The following is a 22,350-nucleotide window of genomic DNA, read 5'->3' on the forward strand; positions in this document are numbered from 1 at the left end:
GTTAAAGAGCATGCCGCGATTTACTGCGGCGCGGGCTGCGTATATTACGCTTTCCGCATTGTCAGTCAAGCATTTATTTTCGCTTAACTCACTGGTTCGTATGATTTCGAACCTACTCAACCCGGCGCTTCGTAAGCCGTTGTGCCGTGTCAGTGGAGGCGCATTATAGGGAGTTCTCGGAGGGTGACAAGTGCTAATTTCAAATAAAATTCCGAGTGCTGATTTTTTCAGCTAAAAGCCGCTAAAGTGCCAGTTTTTCCAGCAACGAGAAGCCATAACGCCGTAAAACGGGTGATAATTGTACCGCTTCGCCATCCAGCTCCGTACAAAATGCAACGTTCTGCTGCGATGAATGCACTTCAGGTGCTTCATGCTCCAGCAGCCAGGCTGTACGTCGTGCAATTGCCGCACCGGAATCAATCAGACGCGTCCCTTCCGGTAACACCTGCTGCAACTCTTCGCGCAGTAAAGGAAAGTGCGTACAGCCTAAAACGACCGTATCCGGTGGCTCCGCCATCCGCAGCCACGGCTGAACAATACGGCGCACCTCATCCAGAGCAACTTCCGCACCATGGAGCTTCGCTTCAGCCAGTTCAACCAGCTCCGCTGATCCCAGCATCTCTATCTTGCAGGAACCGGCAAACTGCGACACCAGCTCATGGGTATAAGGACGGCGCACCGTGGCACGCGTCGCCAGCAAGCCCACTACGCCATTTCGCGTCAGGCGCGCGGCCGGTTTAATCGCCGGAACCACCCCCACGACAGGAAAGGCAAAACGTTCACGTAAAGCGGGCAATGAAACGGTGCTGGCCGTATTACAGGCGATGATGACTAACGAGAGAGGATAGCTGCGGGTAATGGCCTCAACGATAGCGACCACCCGATCCACAATGAAAGTCTCGCTTTTCTCACCGTAAGGGAAGCCAGCGTTATCGAAGGCATAGAGATAATGAAGATCCGGCAACAGCTGACGGACCTCATCATAGACAGAAAGCCCACCGACGCCGGAATCAAACACCAGCACGGTGGGACGCAAATCAGAAGTTGTAGCTGCCGCTGAGGTAATACTCTCGTCCTGGTGTCTGATAGCCATACACTGTCTCGTAATCTTTATCGAACAGGTTGGCAATTCTACCACGAACCGTGAGTTGTGAAGTGACAGGATATGAGACGGCGAGATCCCACAGGCTGACGCCCCCTAACTTCACGCGACGGCTGGGAGAGCGGTTAAAGTCCGTATCATAACGGTCACCCAGATAATGGTAGGTGACGGACCAGTCAAACTCATACAGCGTCCAGTCGAGCTGATATTTCACCTGCTGCTTAGCCCGGCGTACGAGCGGCTGATCGGTGCTGCCATCCCGCGCGTCGACATAATCATAAGAGAGCTGATGCGCCAGCGGCCCGGTGTCGAATCCTGCGGTCGCTTCAACGCCTTTAATGCGAGCCTGCTTAATGTTGTAGTAACGGAAAGTCGCCGGATCACTATCAATCAGATTATCGATGTCGTTGCGATAGCCCGACACACGCCAGTTCACCGGTCCGCTCAGCCCTTCAAAACCGCCTTCCCACTGCTTACTTTTTTCAGGATCGAGGTCGCGATTGCCATAAACCGGGCTGTAAACCTGCGACAGATTAGGTGCTTTAAAAGCGGTGCCATAAGAGGCGAACGCGCGGTAGCCGGAGATAAACTCCCATGAGGCCGCCGTCTGCCAGGTGTTATGCCAGCCAAACTGATTGTTGTCGTCACCGCGTACCGCACCTTCAAGGGTGACGCTGCCAAACTGCTGCTGGCCGGTCAGGTAGAGAGCGGTATTACGCTGCTCATAACTATCTGACAAATAGTTCGTGCCCGGCTCGGTCGTCTCTTTCTGCCAGTCGACACCCGCGCTGATCGCCCCCTGCCCCACCTGCACGGTGTTGCCCCACTGCAGATTGTACTGGGTGACATCATCAAAGGTGGACGCGGCACCGTAGCGGCCATTGCGCGGATCGTAGTTAATGTCTTTGGTATGGCCATAACTGGCGATGAGCTGGGTAGAGTAGAAGTCACGATTGAAGCGTAACCCGGTGTCCCAGGTCTGGCTGTAGAGCTGGCGGGTATCCGCCAGCCCGATAATATTGAAATTATTATCGTAGGTGTATGAACCGTCGTAGGCGGTGCGGTTATCAAACCCGTAGCCGCGCACAAAACCACTGAGCTCATCGCTGAACTGATGCTCAAGGTTGCCATACAGGGTTTTGCTCATAAAGCCGTCGCGATCGTGTTGCGCCGGGCTAAAGTCATTGGGATAACCCGCCACCACGTCATACCCTTTGGTATAGGTATAATTGCCTGCCAGGGTGAGCTTTGTCGCATCGCCCAGCATCTGCTGGGTTGAGCCGTCGTAGGATTGATAGCCGTTGGACCCGACGCCCGCCGTCAGCGTGGTGCCCGGTTGCGATCGGCCCGTAATGATATTCACCACGCCGCCAATCGCATCGGAACCGTAGACTGCAGAACGCGCGCCGCGAATATATTCGATGCGCTGCACCAGTGACAGCGGGATCTGGCTGAGGTCAGACGAACCGGTGATCCCCGCCTGATTAAGCCGGATACCATCAATCAGGATCAGTACATGTCTTGATTCGGTGCCACGGATAAACAGCGAACTCTGCTGCCCTAACCCGCCACTTTGCGCGACATCGACACCCGGCAGGCGGCGCATCACATCCGTCAGGCTTTTGGCCTGCCAGCGATCAATCTCATCACGTGTGACAACGGTGGTGGGTGCCAGCACACCTGAAACAGGTTCAGCAAAACGGTTGGCGGTCACTATTTGCGTATCATCATTCCCCTGAGCAAAACCGTATTGCGCCCAGAGAGAAATCGCCGTTGCGCTCAGAGCGAACAGCGAAGCAGTTTTTTTTGTCATTTTTATCGCATCCATAAGACGAAGCAGGATGCCGCAGGCCGACAATCAATAGCACGCGATGATTGTACGAGTAGCGACGTTACACCGGCAGGTCTTCGGGCTGGGAACCATAAGTGATGATGACTTCCCATCCCACAGGACAGTGTCTGCAATCGCACTCATCACGACATTCCTTACCGCTGCGCGTCAGCTCCAGATTCACACTGGATTCCCTATTAACTCGGGCTTGAGGCCGGCGTCTGCAGTCTACGGAGTGGAGATACGGAAGTCCAGACTGCCAAACATCTTCTCACTGCAGGACTGGACATCAGCAAGTGAATGCCTACAATCGCCCGCTGGTAAGCTATTAATCAGGATTGCTCATGACACCCGAACATCTCCCCATTGAAGACTATGACGCACAGCTGGCGGAAAAAGTCAGTCGTTTAGAGACGATGATGACGCCGTTTGCTGCGCCCGACGTGGAGGTGTTCCGTTCGCCGGTCAGCCACTATCGGATGCGCGCCGAATTCCGTCTGTGGCACGACGGTGATGATATCTATCACATCATCTTTGATCAGCAGACACGCGAGCGGATCCGTGTTGATCAGTTCCCGGCGGCCAGCCAGCTGATCAATCAGCTGATGCCAAAGATGATCGCCGCGATCCGTGATAACCGTACCCTGCGTCATAAACTGTTCCAGATCGACTATCTGTCGACCCTGAGCAATCAGATTGTGATTTCGCTGCTCTATCACCGCAAACTGGATGATGAGTGGCAGCAGGCAGCCGCGGCGCTGCGTGACCAGCTTCGCGCGGAAGGGCTGGATGTGCAGCTGATTGGTCGCGCCACCAAGACCAAAATCTGTCTGGATCGCGACTACGTTGATGAGTGTCTGCCGGTGGCGGGTCGCGAGATTATCTATCGTCAGGTCGAAAATAGTTTTACCCAGCCTAATGCGGCGATGAATATTCAGATGCTGGAGTGGGCGCTGGATGTGACGCAGGATTCACAGGGCGACCTGCTGGAACTCTACTGCGGTAATGGCAACTTCTCGCTGGCGCTGGCACGCAATTTCCGCCGCGTTCTGGCGACTGAGATCGCCAAGCCCTCTGTTGCGTCAGCACAATACAATATTGCCGTGAACCAGATTGATAACGTGCAGATCATTCGTATGGCGGCGGAAGAGTTTACCCAGGCGATGAATGGCGTGCGCAGCTTTAATCGTCTGGAAGGAATTGACCTGACCAGCTACGAATGCGAGACGATTTTTGTCGATCCGCCGCGCAGCGGACTGGATGAAGAGACGGTGAAAATGGTGCAGGCGTATCCGCGTATCCTTTATATCTCCTGCAATCCGCAGACCCTGAGCGATAATCTGCAGACGCTGGCGGAAACGCACGATGTGACGCGGCTGGCGCTGTTTGATCAGTTCCCCTATACGCACCATATGGAATGCGGTGTCCTGCTGACACGTAAAGCGTAAACAAAAACGGGAACCCTGAGGTTCCCGTTTTTTTATCACTACTGATTACGCTTGCGCTTAAAACGCGTCGCAATCCAGAACACCAGCGCTACCATCAGAACGGTGGGAACGAAGTTTGAGCCAATATCCGGGTATTCTGCCCGCACCAGCGCGCTATAAACCAGAATCCCCAGCAGGAAAAACGCCGCTGCCAGTCCGGGCATACCATCCGGCATATTGGTGTTGAGGTAACGCTGATGCAGACACCAGGCCGCCAGACCCAGCGCAATCAGCGGAAAAATCGAAAATGGAACAAAGGCGCTGAACAGCACAGAAAACGAGCCGTTAATCGCTAAGCCGGTAATAAAAGCCAGTACCAGTGTGCTTTTATCGCGAGTACCTGGGTGGGTCATGGACTGATCCTTACTCATTGCTCTTCGGGTTTTTCCAGGGTGGCCGCCAGTCGCTCTTGCTCCCGGCGGTACCAGTAATAAGCGCCTTTGGCGATCATACGCAGCTGTAACACCAGCCGATCCTCAAGCTTACGTCGCTGCTCAGCATCAACATCCAGTGCTTCTGCACCGGCGCTGAAAACAATGGTCACCATCGCTTCAGCCTGCGCTTCGGTAAAACTGCGCGGCATGCGATTTTCGACCTCAAGATAATCGGCCAGTTCAGCGATAAAGTGCTGAATTTCACGCGCCACGGCGGCACGAAAAGCGGCAGAGGTGCCGGAACGTTCACGCAGTAACAGGCGGAAAGCGTTGGGATTGTTGCCGATAAATTCCATAAAGGTCGACACCGACGTTTTAATGATGCTGCCGCCTTTGGCAATACGCTGGCGCGCCTGGCGCATCAGCTGTCGCAGCATCAGCCCGCTTTCATCTACCATCGTCAGGCCAAGCTCATCAACATCCTTGAAATGACGATAAAAGGAGGTAGGTGCAATCCCTGCTTCACGGGCAACCTCCCGCAAACTCAGACTGGCAAAACTGCGCTCGGCGCTGAGCTGACTGAACGCTGCTTCAATCAGTGTACGTCGTGTACGTTCTTTTTGTTGCGCTCTGACGCCCATTCTCTCTGCCTTTAGCGGTGTTAAGCAGGCACTATAACAAAATTTTCAGCGTACAGATTGGCAATCTTTGTCACCGCCTGTGAACCTCACTCTTTGTCAAAATGTGATGAAAATCGCTGATAGAATTCAGAAGTGCGCGACGAGATGTTAGAATCTCGTTGTAAAAATGTATAAATAATAGGACGTATCGGTATGCAAAAGTCTTACGATTACGATGCCATTGTGATTGGCTCAGGGCCCGGCGGTGAAGGGGCGGCGATGGGGCTGGTAAAACAGGGAGCGCGCATCGCCGTGATTGAACGCTACCACAACATCGGCGGCGGTTGTACGCACTGGGGCACCATCCCTTCTAAAGCTCTTCGCCACGCCGTCAGTCGCATTATTGAATTCAACCAAAATCCGCTCTACAGCGATCATACCCGACTGCTTCGCTCCTCTTTTGCCGACATTCTCAATCACACTGAAAACGTGATCAGCCAGCAGACAGCCATGCGTCAGGGCTTCTACGAGCGTAACCGTTGTGAACTTTATCAGGGCGATGCGCATTTTGTTGATGCCAACACCATTGAGATTGAGCAACCGGATGGCACGCGTGAGACGCTGACGGCAGAGAAGTTTGTTATCGCCTGTGGTTCACGACCTTACCATCCTGACAATGTCGACTTTACTCATCCACGCGTTTATGACTCCGACTCTATTCTCAATCTGCACCACGAACCGGGCCACGTCATTATTTATGGCGCGGGTGTGATTGGCTGTGAATATGCGTCGATTTTCCGTGGCCTGAACGTCAAAGTTGACCTGATTAATACCCGCGATCGCCTGCTGGCGTTTCTTGATCAGGAGATGTCTGACTCTCTCTCTTACCACTTCTGGAACAGCGGCGTGGTGATTCGTCACAACGAAGAGTTTGAGAAGATCGAAGGGGTGGAAGATGGCGTCATCATGCATCTGAAGTCGGGTAAGAAAGTAAAAGCCGACTGCCTGCTTTACGCCAACGGCCGTACCGGCAACACCGATTCGCTGTCGCTGGAAAATGTGGGTCTGGAAGCGGATGGTCGTGGCCTGCTGAAAGTGAACAGCATGTATCAGACGGCTCAGCCGCACATTTATGCCGTTGGTGACGTGATTGGCTATCCAAGCCTGGCCTCAGCCGCCTACGATCAGGGCCGTATTGCCGCTCAGGCGATTATCAAAGGGGAAGCGTCAGCGCACCTGATTGAAGATATCCCAACCGGGATTTACACCATTCCGGAAATCAGCTCCGTGGGTAAAACCGAGCAGCAGCTGACGGCAATGAAGGTGCCTTACGAAGTGGGCCGCGCGCAGTTCAAACATCTGGCGCGAGCGCAGATCGTTGGCATGAACGTTGGCAGCCTGAAGATTCTGTTCCATCGGGAAACCAAAGAGATTCTGGGAATTCACTGCTTTGGTGAACGTGCCGCCGAGATTATTCATATCGGTCAGGCGATCATGGAGCAGAAAAACGGTGGCAACACGATTGAGTACTTCGTGAATACCACCTTTAACTATCCGACCATGGCCGAAGCCTATCGCGTTGCGGCGTTAAACGGCTTAAACCGCCTGTTTTAACGCGGCGTCGAAATAGTGCTGCATGTGGGTTTTAATCGCCTCTGCCAGCTGTTCATAACGGCTGCGCAGAGGTGAACCCGGACGATAGACCAGCGCAATCGTACGCTGTGGCACCGGTTTGTAGCAGGTGAGATAGCAGACGCCGTCGCGGATACGCTCCGGTGGGACTGCCAGCGCCGGGAGCAGCGTAATCCCGCTGCCTGCCGCCACCATATTGCGCAGCGTCTCAAGACTGGTCGCGCGGAAATGGGTATCTTCATCAGCGCCCGCCTCAAAGCAGAACCCCATCGCCTGGTCACGCAGACAGTGCCCATCTTCCAGCATCAGCAATTTCTCGCCTGCCAGATCGGACATAGGCACCCGGTCGCGATCGCACCAGGGATGATCGGCATAGACTGCCAGCTTCATCGGCTCATCAAACAACGGCACTTCGATAAAGGCCTGGCTCTCTTTGACCAGCGCGATAATCGCGCAGTCCAGCTTGCCGCTATCGAGCTGTGCCAGCAGCTGCTGCGTCTGCGCTTCGTGCAGATACATCTCCAGTTTCGGGAATGTCTGGTGCAGCGTCGGGATAATCTGTGGCAATAAGTAGGGCGCGGTGGTCGGGATGAGGCCGATATGCAGCGGACCTGACATCGCTTCCCCTTGCTGACTGGCCATCTCTTTCAGCACTTTCACTTCACGCAGCACCGTACGCGCCTGATCCACCAGCAGCAAACCTGCCTGGGTGAACAGCACTTTACGGCTGGTGCGCTCCAGCAGCATCACACCCAGCTCATCTTCCAGCTTACGGATCTGCCCGCTTAACGTCGGCTGACTGACATGACACGCATCCGCGGCACGGCGGAAATGACGGTGTTCAGCAAGCGAAACCAGATATTCAAGATCACGAATATTCATTATTACCCTCCAAGCCACGATAGCCCGTGGCGATAGATAGAATAGCAATGAACGATTGGCCCTATCAAGGGTGGTTGGGAATAATGCGCACATCAAATGGAACGCGGTATGTCAGGAGAAAAAAATGTTTGCAAGTCAGGAAGGTAAAGCTATTCCGTCAGTGACTTTTCACACACGTCAGGGCGATCGCTGGGTCGATGTCACCACTGAAGCACTGTTTAAAGACAAAACGGTCATCGTTTTTTCACTGCCGGGTGCATTCACACCGACCTGCTCCTCCAGCCATCTGCCGCGTTACAACGAATTAGCGGGTCTGTTTGCCCAGCAGGGTGTGGACAGCATTCTGTGCGTCTCGGTGAATGACACGTTTGTGATGAACGCCTGGAAAGCAGAACAGCGCGCAGACAACATTACCTTTATTCCTGATGGCAACGGCGAGTTTACTCGTGGCATGGAGATGCTGGTTGAGAAAGCCGATCTCGGCTTTGGCCCACGTTCATGGCGCTACTCGATGCTGGTGCGTAACGGCGTGGTAGAGAAAATGTTTGTTGAGCCAAACAAGCCAGGCGACCCATTTGAGGTCTCTGATGCCGACACCATGCTGCGCTATCTGGCGCCCGAGTGTAAAGCTCAGGAGTCGGTCTCAATCTTCACTAAACCTGGCTGCACCTTCTGCACCCAGGCAAAACAGATGCTGATGGATCATGGTATTCAGTACGAAGAGATCGTGCTGGGACAGGATGCAACAACCGTGAGTCTGCGCGCCGTTTCAGGCCGGGCGACGGTACCGCAGATCTTCATGGGGGGTCGTCACATTGGCGGCAGTGAGGATCTGCAACAATATTTGCTGTCAGCGTAAGAGAATCTGAGCGTCGGCCGGGAGAGCAGGCGCTTTGATGATGTGCCTATAAAAATGAGTAATTCTGAAGCTAGAGGTTGGCGGGCATTTAATATGCCCGCTTTTTTTTGCCTGCAGTTCAGACATAACGAGCTGACGTTATGCCCCAGGCAGGCCTTTCATCAAATCGCCTATTAAATCCTGTGCCACAACAAGCCCGGCATCCCAACCAACGTAAGGGCCATAAACAGCACCAGCTGCGGCTCCAGCGATCGCTCCACCAATCATGCCGACAAGTGCGGTAATACCACCGCCGATACCAATGACGTCCGCAGAACTGGCACCACGACCGCCCAAAATAGCTAACGTCCAGGAACCCAGTACAGCTCCGCCAATTGAACATGCTATACCTTCGGCAACATTCGCCAGTAAATTTTCGCCATAAGCTCCAGATACTGAATTCAATTCATTACTATTTAATGTACGCATCATCGATTCCTTTTGAATAGCAAAAAAATTCATTATTAAATGAATGGTTAGTAATTACTGAATTCCACCTGAAATAATAGTTTGTGCTAATTGCTCGACCAAGGGCAGGCTATATGATAACGATACCATTGCGCCGCCGATTACGCCTCCAATTCCGCCAATTATCGCACCACCAACGGCTCCAACCAATTGCCCAATTACACTCAGGCCTAAAATCCCCATTGCATCGCCACCGTGCAAATAACCGATAGCGCCTCCCGCAACAGCAGCAGCAACACCACCAATGACGGAGCTAGCCAAATGATCACCGATAAATAATGCAGCATCATTAGGAGTAATAGCAGCACCTGAAACGCCTGAAACTTCATCTAATGTTAATTCACGCATAAGCCCTCCCGGCCCAAATCAAGAACATTTAAAATAAGTAACCGCATTCTGTTACAGGGACAATTTAAATGTATTTACCTCTTTAAAAAATCGCAAAAAATCCATAAATTATTTTTATAAAAACTGAAATGCCACAATAAAAATTTCCCGAAATTTGTTTCAGATATAAAATCTGGCAATAGTCAAAAAAATGATTCAACAAGGAAGGATAATTCAGGAGGGGGTTAAAAAGACGGTTACAAAAGACTGGCAAAGCCTTTGCTTTGCCAGCTTTACCATTACGCCAGACGCTGCTTTGCGTCACCGATGGCACGCGCAACCTGCTGTGGCGAGACGCCGCCCTGTGCATTACGCTTATCCAGACAGGACTGCAGCGCCAGAATCGGATAGACATCCTCGCCAATCACTGCACTGAACTCCTGCAGCTGTGCCAGCGACAGCGCTTCCAGCGCCACGCCCTGCCCGATGGCGGCAACCACTACTTCGCCAACGATATGGTGAGCTTCACGGAACGGCACGCCTTTGGCGACCAGATAGTCAGCCAGTTCAGTGGAGTTTGCGTAACCCTGTTCAGCCGCTTCCTGGCAGCGCGGACGTTTGACCTGCAGGCCATCCAGCACCAGTACTGACATATGCAGACAGTCGAGCCAAGTGTCGAGCGCGTCAAACAGCCCCTCTTTGTCTTCCTGCATATCTTTGTTGTAGGCCAGCGGCAGACCTTTCAACGTCATCATCATGCCGGTCAGCGCGCCCTGCACCCGGCCACACTTGCCGCGAATCAGCTCCAGCGCATCCGGGTTTTTCTTCTGCGGCATCAGCGATGAGCCGGAGGTCACTTTATCTGACAGCTCGATAAAGCCCGCTTCACCAGTGTTGAAGAAGATCATATCTTCGGCGAAGCGCGACAGATGCACCATGCCGATGGCAGCATCAGAGAGCAGCTCCAGCACATGATCGCGGTCTGATACGGTATCCAGACTGTTGCGCGTGGCGGAGGCAAAGCCCAGCCAGCCTGCCAGTTGCTGACGATCGATCTCATACGCGGTACCGGCCAGTGCGCCACAGCCCAGCGGACTGACATCGAGCCGCTTCAGCGTATCCTGCAGACGACTCTCGTCACGCGCCAGCATTTCAACGTAGGCCAGGCACCAGTGCGCAAACGTCACCGGCTGCGCACGCTGCAGATGCGTGTAGCCCGGCATCACCGCATCCTGATTGGCTTCGGCGGTGACCACCAGCGCCTGCTGGAGATCACGGGTGGCGCCCAGCAGCGCCTCAATCTGCACCTTGCACCACAGCTTGAGATCGGTCGCGACCTGATCGTTACGGCTACGTCCGGTGTGCAGTTTTTTGCCCAGCGCGCCCACCTTGTCGATCAGCTGGCCTTCAACCCAGCTGTGGATATCTTCGGCGTCGCTCTGCAGAATCTGCTCAGGATCCTCACGGACTACATCCAGTAACGTATTCAGGGCCGCTTCCAGCTGCTGCTGCTCATCCTGAGTCAGGACATTTACCGTCACCAGCGCTTTGGACCAGGCAACAGAGCCAATAATGTCCTGCTCTGCCAGGCGGTAATCGAAGCGCAGCGAGTCATTAAACTGTTTAAAACGTTGATCCGCTGCCTGAGTAAACCGTCCACCCCAAAGTGCCATGTGAAAACTCCTCTGAATCGTTAAACAAGGGGCGGCATAAATGCCGCCCCTGAAATGAAACTGTGAGGCGAGGCGCACCTCGCCTGAAAATTACTTCTTCTGCTCGTTCAGGGCGCGGATACGCGAAGAGAGCGAGAACAGACGGATAAAGCCGCCCGCATGACAGTGATCGTACACTTCATCTTCACCGAAGGTGGCGAACTCTTCCGAGTAAAGGCTGTTCGCGGAACGCTTCTGGGTGGCTGTCGCCTGACCTTTGTAGAGCTGCAGCACCACTTCACCGTTAATCTCTTCCGCCAGCGATTCGGCAGCAGCCTGAATCGACTTACGCAGCGGGGCGAACCAGCGGCCGTCATAAACCACATAGGACATCTCGTGGCCCAGCTGCTCACGCCATTTGAAGCTATCGCGATCCAGCACCAGCTGCTCAACCGCACGCAGCGCATTGACCATGATGGTGCCGCCAGGGGTTTCGTAGCAGCCGCGGGATTTAATCCCTACCAGACGGTTCTCAACGATATCGATACGGCCGACGCCATGTTTTGCGCCTAGCACGTTAAGTTTTTCCAGGCACTGGAATGGACTCAGTTTTTCGCCGTTAACCGCCACGACCCGACCTTTTTCCACGGTCACGGTCACTTCTTCAGGCTGGTCAGGCGCTTCCAGCGGATCGACAGTCCAGACCCAGCAATCTTTATTCGGTGCATTGGCCGGGCTTTCCAGCACGCCACCTTCGGTGGAGATGTGCCAGGCGTTCTCGTCGCGGCTGTAGATTTTCTCCAGTGACGCGGTGGTCGGAATGTTGCGCTCTTTCAGGTAGTCCAGCAGCGCTTCACGTGAACGCAGGTTCCATTCACGCCACGGGGCCACCACTTTCAGCTGTGGTGCCAGCGCGGTGTAGGTGGTTTCGAAACGCACCTGGTCATTCCCTTTACCGGTTGCGCCGTGACACAGCGCATCCGCACCCACTTTCAGCGCCAGCTCAACCTGTGCTTTAGCGATGATAGGACGCGCCATTGAAGTGCCCAGCAGATAAGTGCCTTCATAGAGGGCGCCAGTCTGCAGCACCGGATAAACATAGTCGCTGATGAACTCTTCACGCAGGTCAACCACGTGGCATTCAGATGCGCCGGACTGCAGGGCTTTCTTCTCTACACCTTCCAGATCGCCGCGCTCCTGACCGATATCTGCGACAAAAGCGACGACTTCACAGCCGCCGTAGTTCTCTTTCAGCCATGGAATGATGGCCGAAGTATCAAGACCACCGGAGTAAGCCAGAACGATTTTTTTGATGTTTTGCGTTTGCATTTCGTAATCCTTGAATCAGAGTCGTTAAGCGAGAATCCGGGTGCCAATCGACACGCCGTTAAACAGGTCAGGCAGCCGCTCAGCGTGACGCCAGCTGGCAATATCCACCGGGCGGCCCAGGGTACGCGCTGCATCAAGCGCAGCGTGCACTTTCACAATCATGCCGTCGGTAATAATGCCCTGGGTAATCAGCTGCTCAGCTTTGTCGGCGGTCATCTCTTCGATGCGCTGACCTTTGCCGTCGAGAATACCACTGACGTCTGACAACAGGACCAGATCAGCGCCCAGCGTCGAGGCCAGTGCGGTCGCCGCCTGATCAGCGTTGACGTTCATCAGGTCGCCGCTGTCAGTAATACCAATTGAGCTCACCACCGGCATATAACCGGCCGCCAGCAGGGTGTTCAGCAATGCCGGATCGCCCGGCATTGCGTGGCCAACATGGCCGAGTTCTTCATCAAACGGTGTGACATTCACGATGCCCGCATCGCCCAGGCAGAGGCCTACCGCGTTGATGCCCGATTTTTTTGCCCAGGCCAGCAGCGTTTTATTCGCGGTTCCCGCCAGCGCACCGGTAATAATGTCGATCTGATCGGCTGGCGTGACACGCAGGCCATTTTTCTTCTTCACCGGCAGCGCCAGCTTTTTCATCAGTTCATCCACCAGGCAACCGCCGCCGTGGACAATGATCAGCGGACGCTGATGGGCGCTGCGGTAGGTCAGCAGCGCTTCAAACAGGCGGGCCAGCGCTTCTTCGCTGTCTAACAACACACCGCCCAGCTTGATAATCAATGGATTGGTCATGGTTTATTTATCCGTTAAATCAGTGACTGCGTTTCAGGGAAGCCGAACCGGATGTTCAGGCACTGTACCGCCTGCGATGCCGCGCCTTTCAGCAGATTATCTTCGGCTGCCACGACAATCAGATGCTCACCCTGCACTTCAAAACCGATATCGCAGTAAGGCAGACCCACAACGGCTTTCAGCGCCGGTACGCCCTGCTCGTAGAGCCGCACCAGTGGCTTGTTGTCATAGGCGCGATGGAAAACTGCGGCGATATCTTCACGGCTGACACCCGCTTTCAGACGGCAGGTAATCGTCGCAAGGATCCCGCGCGGGAAGTTACCCAGATGCGGAGTGAAGATCACCGGCGTACCAAGGTGCGCGACGATTTCCGGGTGATGACGATGATTGAACAGGCCGTAAGGCTGCAGGCTCACTTCGCAGAAGCTGGTGCCGACATTGGCTTTACGTCCGGCACCGCTCACGCCGCTGGTGGCGTTGATAACCGGCCACTGCGCCTCGTTTAACAGTCCGGCATCCACCAGGGGCTTCAGCGCCAGCTGCGCAGCGGTTGGGTAGCAACCTGGCACAGCCACCAGCTGCGCCTGCTGGATTTTCTCATGCTGATATTCGGCAAGGCCGTAAACGGCTTTGTCCAGCCAGTCGCCATGCTGATGGGTGAAGCCATAAAAGCGGGTATAAAAATCAGCGTCATTAACGCGGAACGCGCCCGACAGGTCGAACACCACACAGCCAGCCTTGAGAAATTCCGGCGCCAGATCATGGCTGACTTCGTGGGCCGTCGCCAGGAACACCACATCCACCTTGTCTGCCCACTCGGCCGCGCTGCTCAGCGGCTGCAGCGGCAAATCCACCACACCTTTCAGCTGCGGATGAAGATCGGAGAGGCGCTTGCCGGCATCAGGGCTTTGCGCCGAAACCGCCAAAGCGGTTATGTTGATATGTGGATGGCGATTCAGGAAGGTGGCAAGCTCTGTACCAGCATAACCACTGGCACCAACGATCAGCGTATTCAACATCAGGCTGTAACCCTTTTTACAGTCGCACGTTCCGGGTCGCGGCCTTGCCCCGTTACCCGCCCTGTCATCTGCAGTGATTTAAGGTTCCCTTGCAGAGGACGTTAATGTATTTTTATTCACTATTACTGCATGAATATGGATACATCCTAACCCAAGGACCGCCAACAGTGAAGACAAAATTACCGCCTTTTATTGAACTGTACCGCCAGTTAATCGCCACACCGTCGATCAGCGCAACCGATGCCGCACTGGATCAGAGTAATGAAACTTTAATCAATTTGCTGGCCGGCTGGTTCCGCGACCTCGGCTTCAGCGTTGAAGTGCAGCCGGTGCCCGGCACCCGCAATAAATTTAATATGCTGGCGCGCACCGGAAGCGGTGCGGGCGGCCTGCTGTTAGCGGGTCACACCGATACCGTTCCTTTTGACGATGGCCGCTGGACACGCGATCCCTTTACCCTGACCGAGCACGACAACAAGCTCTATGGCCTGGGTACGGCAGACATGAAAGGCTTCTTCGCCTTTATTCTCGATACACTGCGCGATGTGGATGTCAGCACGCTGAGCAAACCGCTCTATATCCTCGCTACGGCCGATGAAGAGACCACCATGGCTGGCGCCAAATATTTTTCTGAATCGACGCAGCTGCGTCCCGACTGCGCCATCATCGGTGAACCAACCTCGCTTAAACCGGTACGTGCGCACAAAGGTCACCTGTCCAATGTGATCCGCATTGAGGGGAAATCGGGCCATTCCAGCGATCCCGCACGTGGCGTCAACGCCATTGAACTGATGCATGAGTCGATCACCCATCTGATGCAACTGCGTAATACGCTGCAGCAGCGTTATCACCATGACGGTTTTGCCATCCCCTACCCCACCATGAACTTCGGCCATATTCATGGCGGTGACGCCGCTAACCGTATCTGCGCCTGCTGTGAACTGCATATGGATATTCGTCCACTGCCGGGCCTGTCGCTGAACGATCTCGATGGGCTACTGAATGAGGCGCTGGCACCGGTCAGTGCGCGCTGGCCGGGCCGTGTCACGGTGGCTGAACTGCATCCGCCGATTCCTGGGTACGAGTGCCCGGCAGATCATGAACTGGTCAATGTGGTCGAGAAATTACTGGGTATACCTACTGAGGTGGTGAACTACTGCACCGAAGCGCCTTTTATTCAGCAGCTCTGCCCGACGCTGGTACTGGGTCCGGGGTCGATTGAGCAGGCACATCAGCCAGACGAATTTATTGATACTGCATTTATTAAGCCGACAAGGGCGCTTATCAGTCAGGTTGTGCAGCATTTTTGCTACTGATTAACAGCAAATGGGGCATTTCACTGCATTAACAGTAAAATGCCCCTTCATTGTGCGGGATTTAGCGATAAGAATAACTTATCCCGCTTCGTTCCCGATAAATTCTACGAATTTCCGTTATTTAGCCACATCTTCAGCGCACTTTAACGCATTTGACGAACGCAACATTACGTGGCTAGATAAAAGACGATGTTATGCCCACCGGGTGATTATCCAGAGCGTTTCAGAATGTGGACAGGCGGCAACGGAGCCGGTTCCCTGTAGATTAGGGGGGAACATGGCGTTGCTGATTTTTCTGCTGCCTGAAAGGTCGGGTGTAGAAGTTTTTCAAGACGATAAGGGTGTCAGGGTCCAATGAACGAACAATATTCCGCAATGCGAAGTAATGTCAGTATGCTCGGCAAACTGCTCGGGGATACGATTAAGGATGCACTGGGAGAGAACATCCTCGACCAGGTGGAAACCATCCGTAAGCTCTCCAAGTCATCCCGTGCAGGAAATGACACTCATCGTAAAGAACTGCTCAATACGCTGCAGAACCTCTCCAACGAGGAGCTTTTGCCGGTTGCACGCGCTTTTAGCCAGTTTCTGAACCTCACCAACGTGGCTGAGCAGTATCAGACCATCTCGCAAAGTGGCGAGGGTGAGAACCATCCCGAACTGCTGAAAAAGACCTTTGATACCCTGAAGCAGCAGAAAGATATCAGCGAAAGCGACATCCTTGCGGCCATTGAGTCGCTGTCGCTGGAACTGGTGCTGACGGCTCACCCGACTGAAATCACCCGCCGTACGCTGATTCACAAGCTGGTCGAAGTTAACAGCTGCCTGAAACAGCTCGATCACAGCGACGTCTCCGACTACGAACGTAACCAGATTATGCGCCGTCTGCGTCAGCTGGTGGCACAGGCGTGGCACACCGATGAGATCCGCAAATATCGTCCGACCCCTATCGACGAAGCCAAATGGGGCTTTGCCGTAGTGGAAAACAGCCTGTGGGAAGGCGTACCCGCCTTCCTGCGTGAGCTGAACGAGCAGGTAGAAGAGGCGTTCGGCATTAAGCTGCCGGTCGATTTCGTGCCGGTTCAGTTCACCTCATGGATGGGTGGCGACCGCGACGGTAACCCTAACGTTACGGCGGCGATTACCCGCCACGTTATGCAGCTGAGTCGCTGGAAAGCCACTGACCTGTTCCTGCGCGATATCGGCGTATTGATCTCTGAGTTGTCGATGTCAGAGTGCACTGAAGAGATCCGGGAACTCAGCGGCGATCCGGAAGCGCTTGAACCTTATCGTATGATCCTGAAACGCCTGCGCAGCCAGTTAATGACTACCCAGTCATTCCTGGAACGTCGCCTGAAAGGTGAACGTCTGCCGCGCCCGGCCGATCTGCTGGTCTCCAACGCTCAGCTGTGGGATCCGCTGTTTGCCATCTATCAGTCACTGCAAAAGTGCGGCATGGGCATTATCGCCAACGGTCAGTTGCTTGATACGCTGCGCCGCGTGAAATGCTTCGGCGTGCCGCTGGTGCGGATCGATCTGCGTCAGGAGAGTACCCGTCACACCGAAGCGATTGCTGAAGTGACCCGCTATCTGGGTCTCGGCGATTATGAAAGCTGGTCCGAAGCGGACAAGCAGGCCTTCCTGATCCGTGAACTGAACTCAAAGCGTCCGCTGCTGCCTCGCAGCTGGGAACCCAGCGATGAAACGCGTGAAGTGCTGGAGACCTGTCGCGTCGCGGCTGAAGCGCCACAGGGTTCTATCGCCGCCTATGTTATCTCGATGGCGAAAACCCCTTCTGACGTGCTGGCCGTGCATCTGCTGCTGAAAGAAGCAGGCATCGGCTATGCCATGCCGGTTGCACCGCTGTTTGAAACGCTTGATGACCTGAATAACGCCAATGACGTGATGAGCCAGCTGCTGAGCATCGACTGGTATCGCGGCTTAATTCAGGGCAAACAGATGGTGATGATTGGCTATTCTGACTCGGCGAAAGATGCCGGTGTGATGGCCGCCAGCTGGGCGCAATATCAGGCACAGGATGCCCTGATTAAAACCTGTGAGAAGGCCGGGATTTCACTGACGCTGTTCCACGGACGCGGTGGCAGTATTGGCCGTGGCGGCGCACCCGCCCATGCAGCGCTGCTGTCGCAACCGCCAGGTAGCCTGCGCGGCGGTCTTCGTGTGACCGAACAGGGCGAGATGATTCGCTTTAAATATGGTTTACCCGCCGTCACCATCGCCAGCCTGTCGCTTTACACCGGCGCAATTCTGGAAGCGAACCTGATGCCGCCGCCGGAGCCAAAACGCGAATGGCGCGACATTATGGATCAGCTCTCCGCCGACTCCTGTGCGATGTATCGCGGTTATGTACGTGAAAATGCTGACTTTGTGCCCTATTTCCGCTCAGCGACGCCGGAGCAGGAGCTGGGTAAATTACCGCTGGGCTCACGTCCCGCCAAACGCCGACCTACCGGCGGCGTAGAGTCACTGCGTGCGATTCCATGGATTTTCGCCTGGACGCAGAACCGTCTGATGCTGCCTGCGTGGCTGGGTGCCGGTGCGGCCCTGCAACAGGCGATGGCAGCCGGTCATCAGGATCAGCTGGAAGCGATGTGCCACGACTGGCCATTCTTCTCTACCCGTCTGGGTATGCTGGAGATGGTATTCTCAAAAGCGGACCTGTGGCTGGCGGAATATTACGATCAGCGTCTGGTCGAGAAATCACTCTGGCCGCTGGGCAAACAGCTGCGCGATCAGCTTGATGCGGATATCAAAGCGGTACTGACCATTGCCAATGACTCACACCTGATGGCCGATCAGCCGTGGATTGCCGAGTCAATTGCACTGCGTAACGTCTATACCGATCCGCTCAACGTACTCCAGGCCGAACTGCTGCATCGTTCGCGCGCGCGGGAAGCGAATGGCGATGAACCGGATGCCCGCGTTGAGCAGGCGCTGATGGTGACCATTGCCGGTGTCGCGGCAGGCATGCGCAATACCGGTTAACGGTGGTGCAGTAAAAACAAAAAAAGTCGGGACTCTCCCGACTTTTTTATTGGCTGAAGCAGAGCGGTTAAGCCGCTGCAGCAGCAGGACGCACGCCCAGGGTGTGACAAATGGCGTAACTCATTTCGGCACGGTTCAGTGTGTAGAAATGGAAATCCTTCACCCCTTCGCGTGACAGGATTTTCACCATATCCATCGCGATATTGGCTCCCACCATTTTCCGCGTTTCCGGATCATCATCCAGACCGGCGAACATCGCGCTCATCCAGCCCGGCACGCGCACATTGGTCAGCGTGGCAAAGCGTTGCAGCTGTTTAAAGTTAGAGACCGGCAGAATGCCCGGCACAATTTCCACGTCAATGCCGGTCGCGACACAGCGATCGCGGAAACGCAGATAACTTTCAACGTCGAAGAAAAACTGAGTAATGGCCCGGTTGGCGCCTGCATCGATTTTTCGCTTCAGGTTAATCAGATCGGCCTGGGCGCTTTTCGCTTCGGGATGAACTTCCGGATAGGCCGCAACCGAAATATCAAAATCACCCACCTCTTTCAGCAGCGAAACCAGATCGCTGCCGTACATTTCTGGCTTACCACTGCCTGGAGGCAGATCGCCGCGCAGCGCCACAATATGACGGATGCCGTTGTTCCAGTAATCCTGAGCGATGGTGCGCAGTTCATCGCGCGTGGCATCGACACAGGTCAGATGGGGAGCAGCTTCCAGACCGGTGCGATCTTTAATGCCTTTGATAATGCTGTGGGTGCGATCGCGTTCACCTGAGTTTGCACCGTAGGTCACAGAAACGAATTTCGGTTTCAGGCTGCTCAGGCGATCGATGGAGGTCCACAGGGTCTCTTCCATGTCGCTGGTACGAGGCGGGAAGAACTCAAATGAAACATTAATTTGCCCGTTCAGCTCAGCCAGGCTCTGGTTTAGCGCTTCGCGCTGATTGGCATGAAAAAAACTCATCCTGCACCCTCATCGATTAACAATCGGCCTGTGAACATCTACACGTTTAGACGTCCAGATGTTCAAAATGACGTAATCTGACTGTGCCGTCAACTTAAAAATGGTCAACAGTCGTGATCAATTTTCAATCAACATGAAGGCGATTCAACAGGGGGGAGATAACATATTGAAAACAGGCGCCGAAGCGCCTGAGGAGGAGGAGTTACAGCAGTTGTGCGAGACGATTAATATCTGACTGGATAGCGCCTGCGGTGACATCCCGGCCTGCGCCCGGTCCGCGGATCACCAGCGGATTATCGCGGTACCAGCGGCTCTCAATCGCAAAGACGTTGTCACATGGCAGCAGTGAGGCCAGCGGATGCTCCGGACGCACCGCTTCAACACCCACGCGCGCCTTGCCGTTGGCATCAAAGCGGGCAACGTAACGCAGCACCAGGTCCATCTCCTGCGCGGCTTCGAGCCGCTGCAGCATCTGCTCATTCAGCTCTTCGCCATTTTCAAAGAAGTGGTCGACAGATCCCTGCTGACAATTATTGGGCACCAGCGATTCCACCCGCACCTGATCCGGCTCGATGTTGTAGCCTGCCTCACGCGCCAGGATAACCAGCTTGCGCATCACATCCTGACCCGAGAGATCGGCGCGCGGATCGGGCTCAGTTAAACCCTGCTGCCAGGCCTGATCCACCAGCTCGGTAAAGGGCACCGTGCCATCAAACTGCAGGAACAGCCACGACAGCGTGCCGGAGAAGATCCCGCTGATCGCCAGGATGGTATCGCCGCTGTCGCGCAGATCGCGCACCGTGTAATTGATCGGCAGACCTGCGCCAACAGTGGCGTTATAGAGCCAGTGACGCCCGGTTTTGGTAAAGGCATCGCGGATCTGGCGCCAGGTCTGACTGTCAGACGCTCCCGCGACCTTATTGGCGCTGATAACGTGAAAACCGTGACTGGCAAAGTCGAGATACTGCTGCGCCAGCGGTGTGCTGGCAGTGACATCCAGCACCACCAGGTCATCAAACGGGTGAGCACGCATCCACAGGAACAGCGACTCTTCATCGCGCTCTACCGCTTCATCATCAAAGAAGGCGAGTGCCCGGCTGGCTTCCAGCCCTTCATAGCTCAGCAGGCTGCGACGGCTGTCCGCGACGCCCGCCAGCACAAATTCAAAGCCAGTACGCGCTGACAGCGTTTCCTGATCGCGGGCAAACAGCTCCAGCCAGCGTGAACCGATATTGCCTTTGCCAAACAGCATCAGACCGATGCGCTTTTCTGCCCGGAACAGCGACTGATGCAATCCCTGAATCAGATGCTGAGTCGGACCGACGCGCAACACTGCGACCACGCTGATGTGCTCTTCTGACTGCCAGATGAACTCAATTGGCTGATCCTTTAACTGCTGCCAGAAGCGATGGGTATGCAGCGGATTGCGGGTAACGCCTGCGCCAACCAGCGCCACCAGCGCCAGGCCGTCGCGCAGCTGCAGATGGCCCGGTAAACCGGCATCCTGAAGCAGCGTAAAAGCGCTGTTAACCACTTCAGCGGTGTAACAGAGCTGCAGCAATTGACGATCGGGATGAACGCCAAACGCCAGCGGACGCAGCTGCGCGCGCTTCAGCAACAGGTCTATCTCTTTGTGCAGGATGGCGAAGTCATGCTGCTCTGGCAGCTGAATCTCAATCAGGCAAACATCATCATGGCTGGTGACGATACGCGCGCCCGTCCCGGAGGCCAGCACGCGCTCAATGCGGGTTGATCCCTGCTCCGGCTGATAACTGCAGCGCAGTTGCAGGTCGATATCGCTGCCTGAAACCGGCTGCAGAGTCCGGGTGTGGAGAACCGGTGCAGCCAGGCGCGCCAGTTCGCTGGCTTCATCCAGCCTTAACAGCGGCAGCAGGCAGGCATCAGAGACTTTGCGGGGATCGGCACTGTAGACACCCGCCACATCGCTCCAGATGGTCACCCGTCCGACACCCGCCAGTGCGCCAATCTGCGTGGCAGAATAGTCGGAGCCGTTGCGGCCAAGCAGGACGGTTTCACCGGCGTCGTTGCGGCTGATAAATCCGGTCACCACGATGCGCTTGTGCGGATGCTGCGCCAGTAAAGTCTGTAGCAGTGGCCAGGACTTCCCTTCATCTACCTGCGGTTGTGCGGCACGTTCAGCGCGCAGAAACTCACGCGCATCCAGCCAGCAAGCCTGAAGGTCACGCTGGCTCAGTACCGCTGACATCAGGCGTGCCGACCAGACTTCACCGTGACCGACCACTTCGGCATAGACCGCATCGGTAATCGGCGCATCCAGCAGTGCGGCCAGCTTTTCCAGGTCACGGATAAACGCGGTGATTAAAGGTTCTGCGACCTCAGCAGGCAGCAGCGCACTGATCAGTTCGCTCTGGTAGCGCCGTAAAGCCTGTTGCACCTGATGCGCAGAGAGCCGATCGCTCTGGCTCAGCTTCAGCCAGCTAATCAGCTGGTTGGTGGTTGAGCCTGCCGCAGAGACCACCATCAGGTCGCCCGGCTGGCTGTAGTCCGCCATAATACCGGCAACGCGCTGATAGCAGCGCGCATCGGCCAGGCTGCTGCCGCCAAACTTATGCAACTGCCTGATGTTCGGCGTTCCCGCGCCTGCTGAAATCGTCATG

General features: G+C 55.1%; 18 protein-coding genes and 1 riboswitch. Of the genes, 5 read left to right on the forward strand and 13 right to left on the reverse strand.

The genetic code is table 11. The features are described 5' to 3' along the window. Positions 1-241: 241 nt before the first annotated feature. Both murI and btuB read right to left on the reverse strand, forming a co-directional pair. Complete coding sequence (gene murI / locus FOV68_RS21405) at positions 242-1,093, reverse strand: glutamate racemase (RefSeq protein ID WP_064703060.1); 852 nt, start codon at positions 1,091-1,093, stop codon at positions 242-244. Then, on the reverse strand, positions 1,038-2,915 hold the full coding sequence (btuB, locus tag FOV68_RS21410; RefSeq protein WP_143991522.1) for a TonB-dependent vitamin B12 receptor BtuB: 1,878 nt from the start codon (positions 2,913-2,915) through the stop codon (positions 1,038-1,040). The genes murI and btuB overlap by 56 nt, the downstream gene beginning before the upstream one ends. 68 nt (positions 2,916-2,983) lie before the next feature. Then, positions 2,984-3,167: riboswitch (cobalamin riboswitch) on the reverse strand. 110 nt (positions 3,168-3,277) lie between these two features. Between btuB and trmA the strand changes: the two genes are divergently transcribed. Continuing rightward, positions 3,278-4,381, forward strand: a complete 1,104-nt coding sequence (gene trmA, locus FOV68_RS21415; protein WP_109653795.1) for a tRNA (uridine(54)-C5)-methyltransferase TrmA — start codon at positions 3,278-3,280, stop codon at positions 4,379-4,381. A 38-nt stretch (positions 4,382-4,419) separates the two neighbouring features. Here trmA and FOV68_RS21420 read toward each other — a convergent pair whose 3' ends face one another. Further along, positions 4,420-4,773, reverse strand: a complete 354-nt coding sequence (locus tag FOV68_RS21420) for a YijD family membrane protein (protein WP_010258126.1) — start codon at positions 4,771-4,773, stop codon at positions 4,420-4,422. Between the two features lie 14 nt (positions 4,774-4,787). Next, positions 4,788-5,435: an HTH-type transcriptional repressor FabR gene (gene fabR, locus FOV68_RS21425; RefSeq protein ID WP_010258128.1), complete on the reverse strand. Its 648-nt coding sequence runs from the start codon at positions 5,433-5,435 to the stop codon at positions 4,788-4,790. 192 nt (positions 5,436-5,627) lie between these two features. On the opposite strand from fabR, the gene sthA reads away from it, so the two are divergent. Continuing rightward, positions 5,628-7,028, forward strand: a complete 1,401-nt coding sequence (sthA, locus tag FOV68_RS21430) for a Si-specific NAD(P)(+) transhydrogenase (RefSeq protein WP_010258130.1) — start codon at positions 5,628-5,630, stop codon at positions 7,026-7,028. Here the strand turns inward: sthA and oxyR are convergent. Then, a complete protein-coding gene (gene oxyR, locus FOV68_RS21435; protein WP_010258132.1) occupies positions 7,011-7,928 on the reverse strand; it encodes a DNA-binding transcriptional regulator OxyR in 918 nt (305 codons plus the stop codon). The genes sthA and oxyR overlap by 18 nt on opposite strands. A gap of 124 nt (positions 7,929-8,052) precedes the next feature. Between oxyR and FOV68_RS21440 the strand changes: the two genes are divergently transcribed. Continuing rightward, positions 8,053-8,787, forward strand: a complete 735-nt coding sequence (locus FOV68_RS21440; RefSeq protein WP_010672060.1) for a glutathione peroxidase — start codon at positions 8,053-8,055, stop codon at positions 8,785-8,787. A gap of 138 nt (positions 8,788-8,925) precedes the next feature. On the opposite strand, the gene FOV68_RS21445 is transcribed toward FOV68_RS21440, so the two are convergent. From FOV68_RS21445 to argC, 6 genes are all read right to left on the reverse strand, one after another. Further along, the gene (locus tag FOV68_RS21445) at positions 8,926-9,258 is read right to left on the reverse strand and encodes a colicin V synthesis protein (protein WP_167861863.1); all 333 of its coding nucleotides are present in this window, start codon (positions 9,256-9,258) and stop codon (positions 8,926-8,928) included. A gap of 51 nt (positions 9,259-9,309) precedes the next feature. After that, complete coding sequence (locus FOV68_RS21450) at positions 9,310-9,642, reverse strand: hypothetical protein (RefSeq protein WP_064703057.1); 333 nt, start codon at positions 9,640-9,642, stop codon at positions 9,310-9,312. A 278-nt stretch (positions 9,643-9,920) separates the two neighbouring features. Next, positions 9,921-11,294: an argininosuccinate lyase gene (gene argH / locus FOV68_RS21455; protein ID WP_143991523.1), complete on the reverse strand. Its 1,374-nt coding sequence runs from the start codon at positions 11,292-11,294 to the stop codon at positions 9,921-9,923. A gap of 90 nt (positions 11,295-11,384) precedes the next feature. Then, positions 11,385-12,602 carry an argininosuccinate synthase gene (locus FOV68_RS21460; protein WP_143991524.1) on the reverse strand — a complete coding sequence of 406 codons (1,218 nt, stop codon included), beginning with the start codon at positions 12,600-12,602 and terminating at the stop codon, positions 11,385-11,387. Positions 12,603-12,626: 24 nt separating this feature from the next. Then, complete coding sequence (argB, locus tag FOV68_RS21465) at positions 12,627-13,403, reverse strand: acetylglutamate kinase (RefSeq protein ID WP_010258140.1); 777 nt, start codon at positions 13,401-13,403, stop codon at positions 12,627-12,629. A 14-nt stretch (positions 13,404-13,417) separates the two neighbouring features. Beyond that, a complete protein-coding gene (gene argC / locus FOV68_RS21470) occupies positions 13,418-14,422 on the reverse strand; it encodes an N-acetyl-gamma-glutamyl-phosphate reductase (protein ID WP_010672063.1) in 1,005 nt (334 codons plus the stop codon). 167 nt (positions 14,423-14,589) lie between these two features. Here argC and argE point away from each other — a divergent pair, with 167 nt between their 5' ends. Further along, on the forward strand, positions 14,590-15,738 hold the full coding sequence (gene argE, locus FOV68_RS21475; RefSeq protein WP_031591839.1) for an acetylornithine deacetylase: 1,149 nt from the start codon (positions 14,590-14,592) through the stop codon (positions 15,736-15,738). A gap of 354 nt (positions 15,739-16,092) precedes the next feature. Beyond that, positions 16,093-18,744, forward strand: a complete 2,652-nt coding sequence (gene ppc / locus FOV68_RS21480) for a phosphoenolpyruvate carboxylase (RefSeq protein ID WP_143991525.1) — start codon at positions 16,093-16,095, stop codon at positions 18,742-18,744. A gap of 67 nt (positions 18,745-18,811) precedes the next feature. Here ppc and metF read toward each other — a convergent pair whose 3' ends face one another. Together metF and FOV68_RS21490 are read right to left on the reverse strand one after the other, a co-directional pair. Next, entirely contained in the window at positions 18,812-19,711 is a 900-nt protein-coding gene (gene metF, locus FOV68_RS21485) for a methylenetetrahydrofolate reductase (protein ID WP_010258148.1), read from the reverse strand. Positions 19,712-19,913: 202 nt separating this feature from the next. Further along, the gene (locus FOV68_RS21490) at positions 19,914-22,349 is read right to left on the reverse strand and encodes a bifunctional aspartate kinase/homoserine dehydrogenase II (protein WP_031591841.1); all 2,436 of its coding nucleotides are present in this window, start codon (positions 22,347-22,349) and stop codon (positions 19,914-19,916) included. Position 22,350: the final 1 nt, after the last annotated feature.

Origin of the sequence: Pantoea sp. paga (genome assembly GCF_007558755.1) — a bacterium.
Lineage (GTDB): Bacteria > Pseudomonadota > Gammaproteobacteria > Enterobacterales > Enterobacteriaceae > Pantoea > Pantoea agglomerans.

Bases quoted from the DNA above. Each gene is read 5' to 3' on its own strand.
- murI (WP_064703060.1), bottom strand. From the start codon at position 1,093: ATGGCTATCAGACACCAGGACGAGAGTATTACCTCAGCGGCAGCTACA.
- btuB (WP_143991522.1), bottom strand. From the start codon at position 2,915: ATGACAAAAAAAACTGCTTCGCTGTTCGCTCTGAGCGCAACGGCGATT.
- trmA (WP_109653795.1), top strand. From the start codon at position 3,278: ATGACACCCGAACATCTCCCCATTGAAGACTATGACGCACAGCTGGCG.
- FOV68_RS21420 (WP_010258126.1), bottom strand. From the start codon at position 4,773: ATGACCCACCCAGGTACTCGCGATAAAAGCACACTGGTACTGGCTTTT.
- fabR (WP_010258128.1), bottom strand. From the start codon at position 5,435: ATGGGCGTCAGAGCGCAACAAAAAGAACGTACACGACGTACACTGATT.
- sthA (WP_010258130.1), top strand. From the start codon at position 5,628: ATGCAAAAGTCTTACGATTACGATGCCATTGTGATTGGCTCAGGGCCC.
- oxyR (WP_010258132.1), bottom strand. From the start codon at position 7,928: ATGAATATTCGTGATCTTGAATATCTGGTTTCGCTTGCTGAACACCGT.
- FOV68_RS21440 (WP_010672060.1), top strand. From the start codon at position 8,053: ATGTTTGCAAGTCAGGAAGGTAAAGCTATTCCGTCAGTGACTTTTCAC.
- FOV68_RS21445 (WP_167861863.1), bottom strand. From the start codon at position 9,258: ATGATGCGTACATTAAATAGTAATGAATTGAATTCAGTATCTGGAGCT.
- FOV68_RS21450 (WP_064703057.1), bottom strand. From the start codon at position 9,642: ATGCGTGAATTAACATTAGATGAAGTTTCAGGCGTTTCAGGTGCTGCT.
- argH (WP_143991523.1), bottom strand. From the start codon at position 11,294: ATGGCACTTTGGGGTGGACGGTTTACTCAGGCAGCGGATCAACGTTTT.
- FOV68_RS21460 (WP_143991524.1), bottom strand. From the start codon at position 12,602: ATGCAAACGCAAAACATCAAAAAAATCGTTCTGGCTTACTCCGGTGGT.
- argB (WP_010258140.1), bottom strand. From the start codon at position 13,403: ATGACCAATCCATTGATTATCAAGCTGGGCGGTGTGTTGTTAGACAGC.
- argC (WP_010672063.1), bottom strand. From the start codon at position 14,422: ATGTTGAATACGCTGATCGTTGGTGCCAGTGGTTATGCTGGTACAGAG.
- ppc (WP_143991525.1), top strand. From the start codon at position 16,093: ATGAACGAACAATATTCCGCAATGCGAAGTAATGTCAGTATGCTCGGC.
- metF (WP_010258148.1), bottom strand. From the start codon at position 19,711: ATGAGTTTTTTTCATGCCAATCAGCGCGAAGCGCTAAACCAGAGCCTG.
- FOV68_RS21490 (WP_031591841.1), bottom strand. From the start codon at position 22,349: ATGACGATTTCAGCAGGCGCGGGAACGCCGAACATCAGGCAGTTGCAT.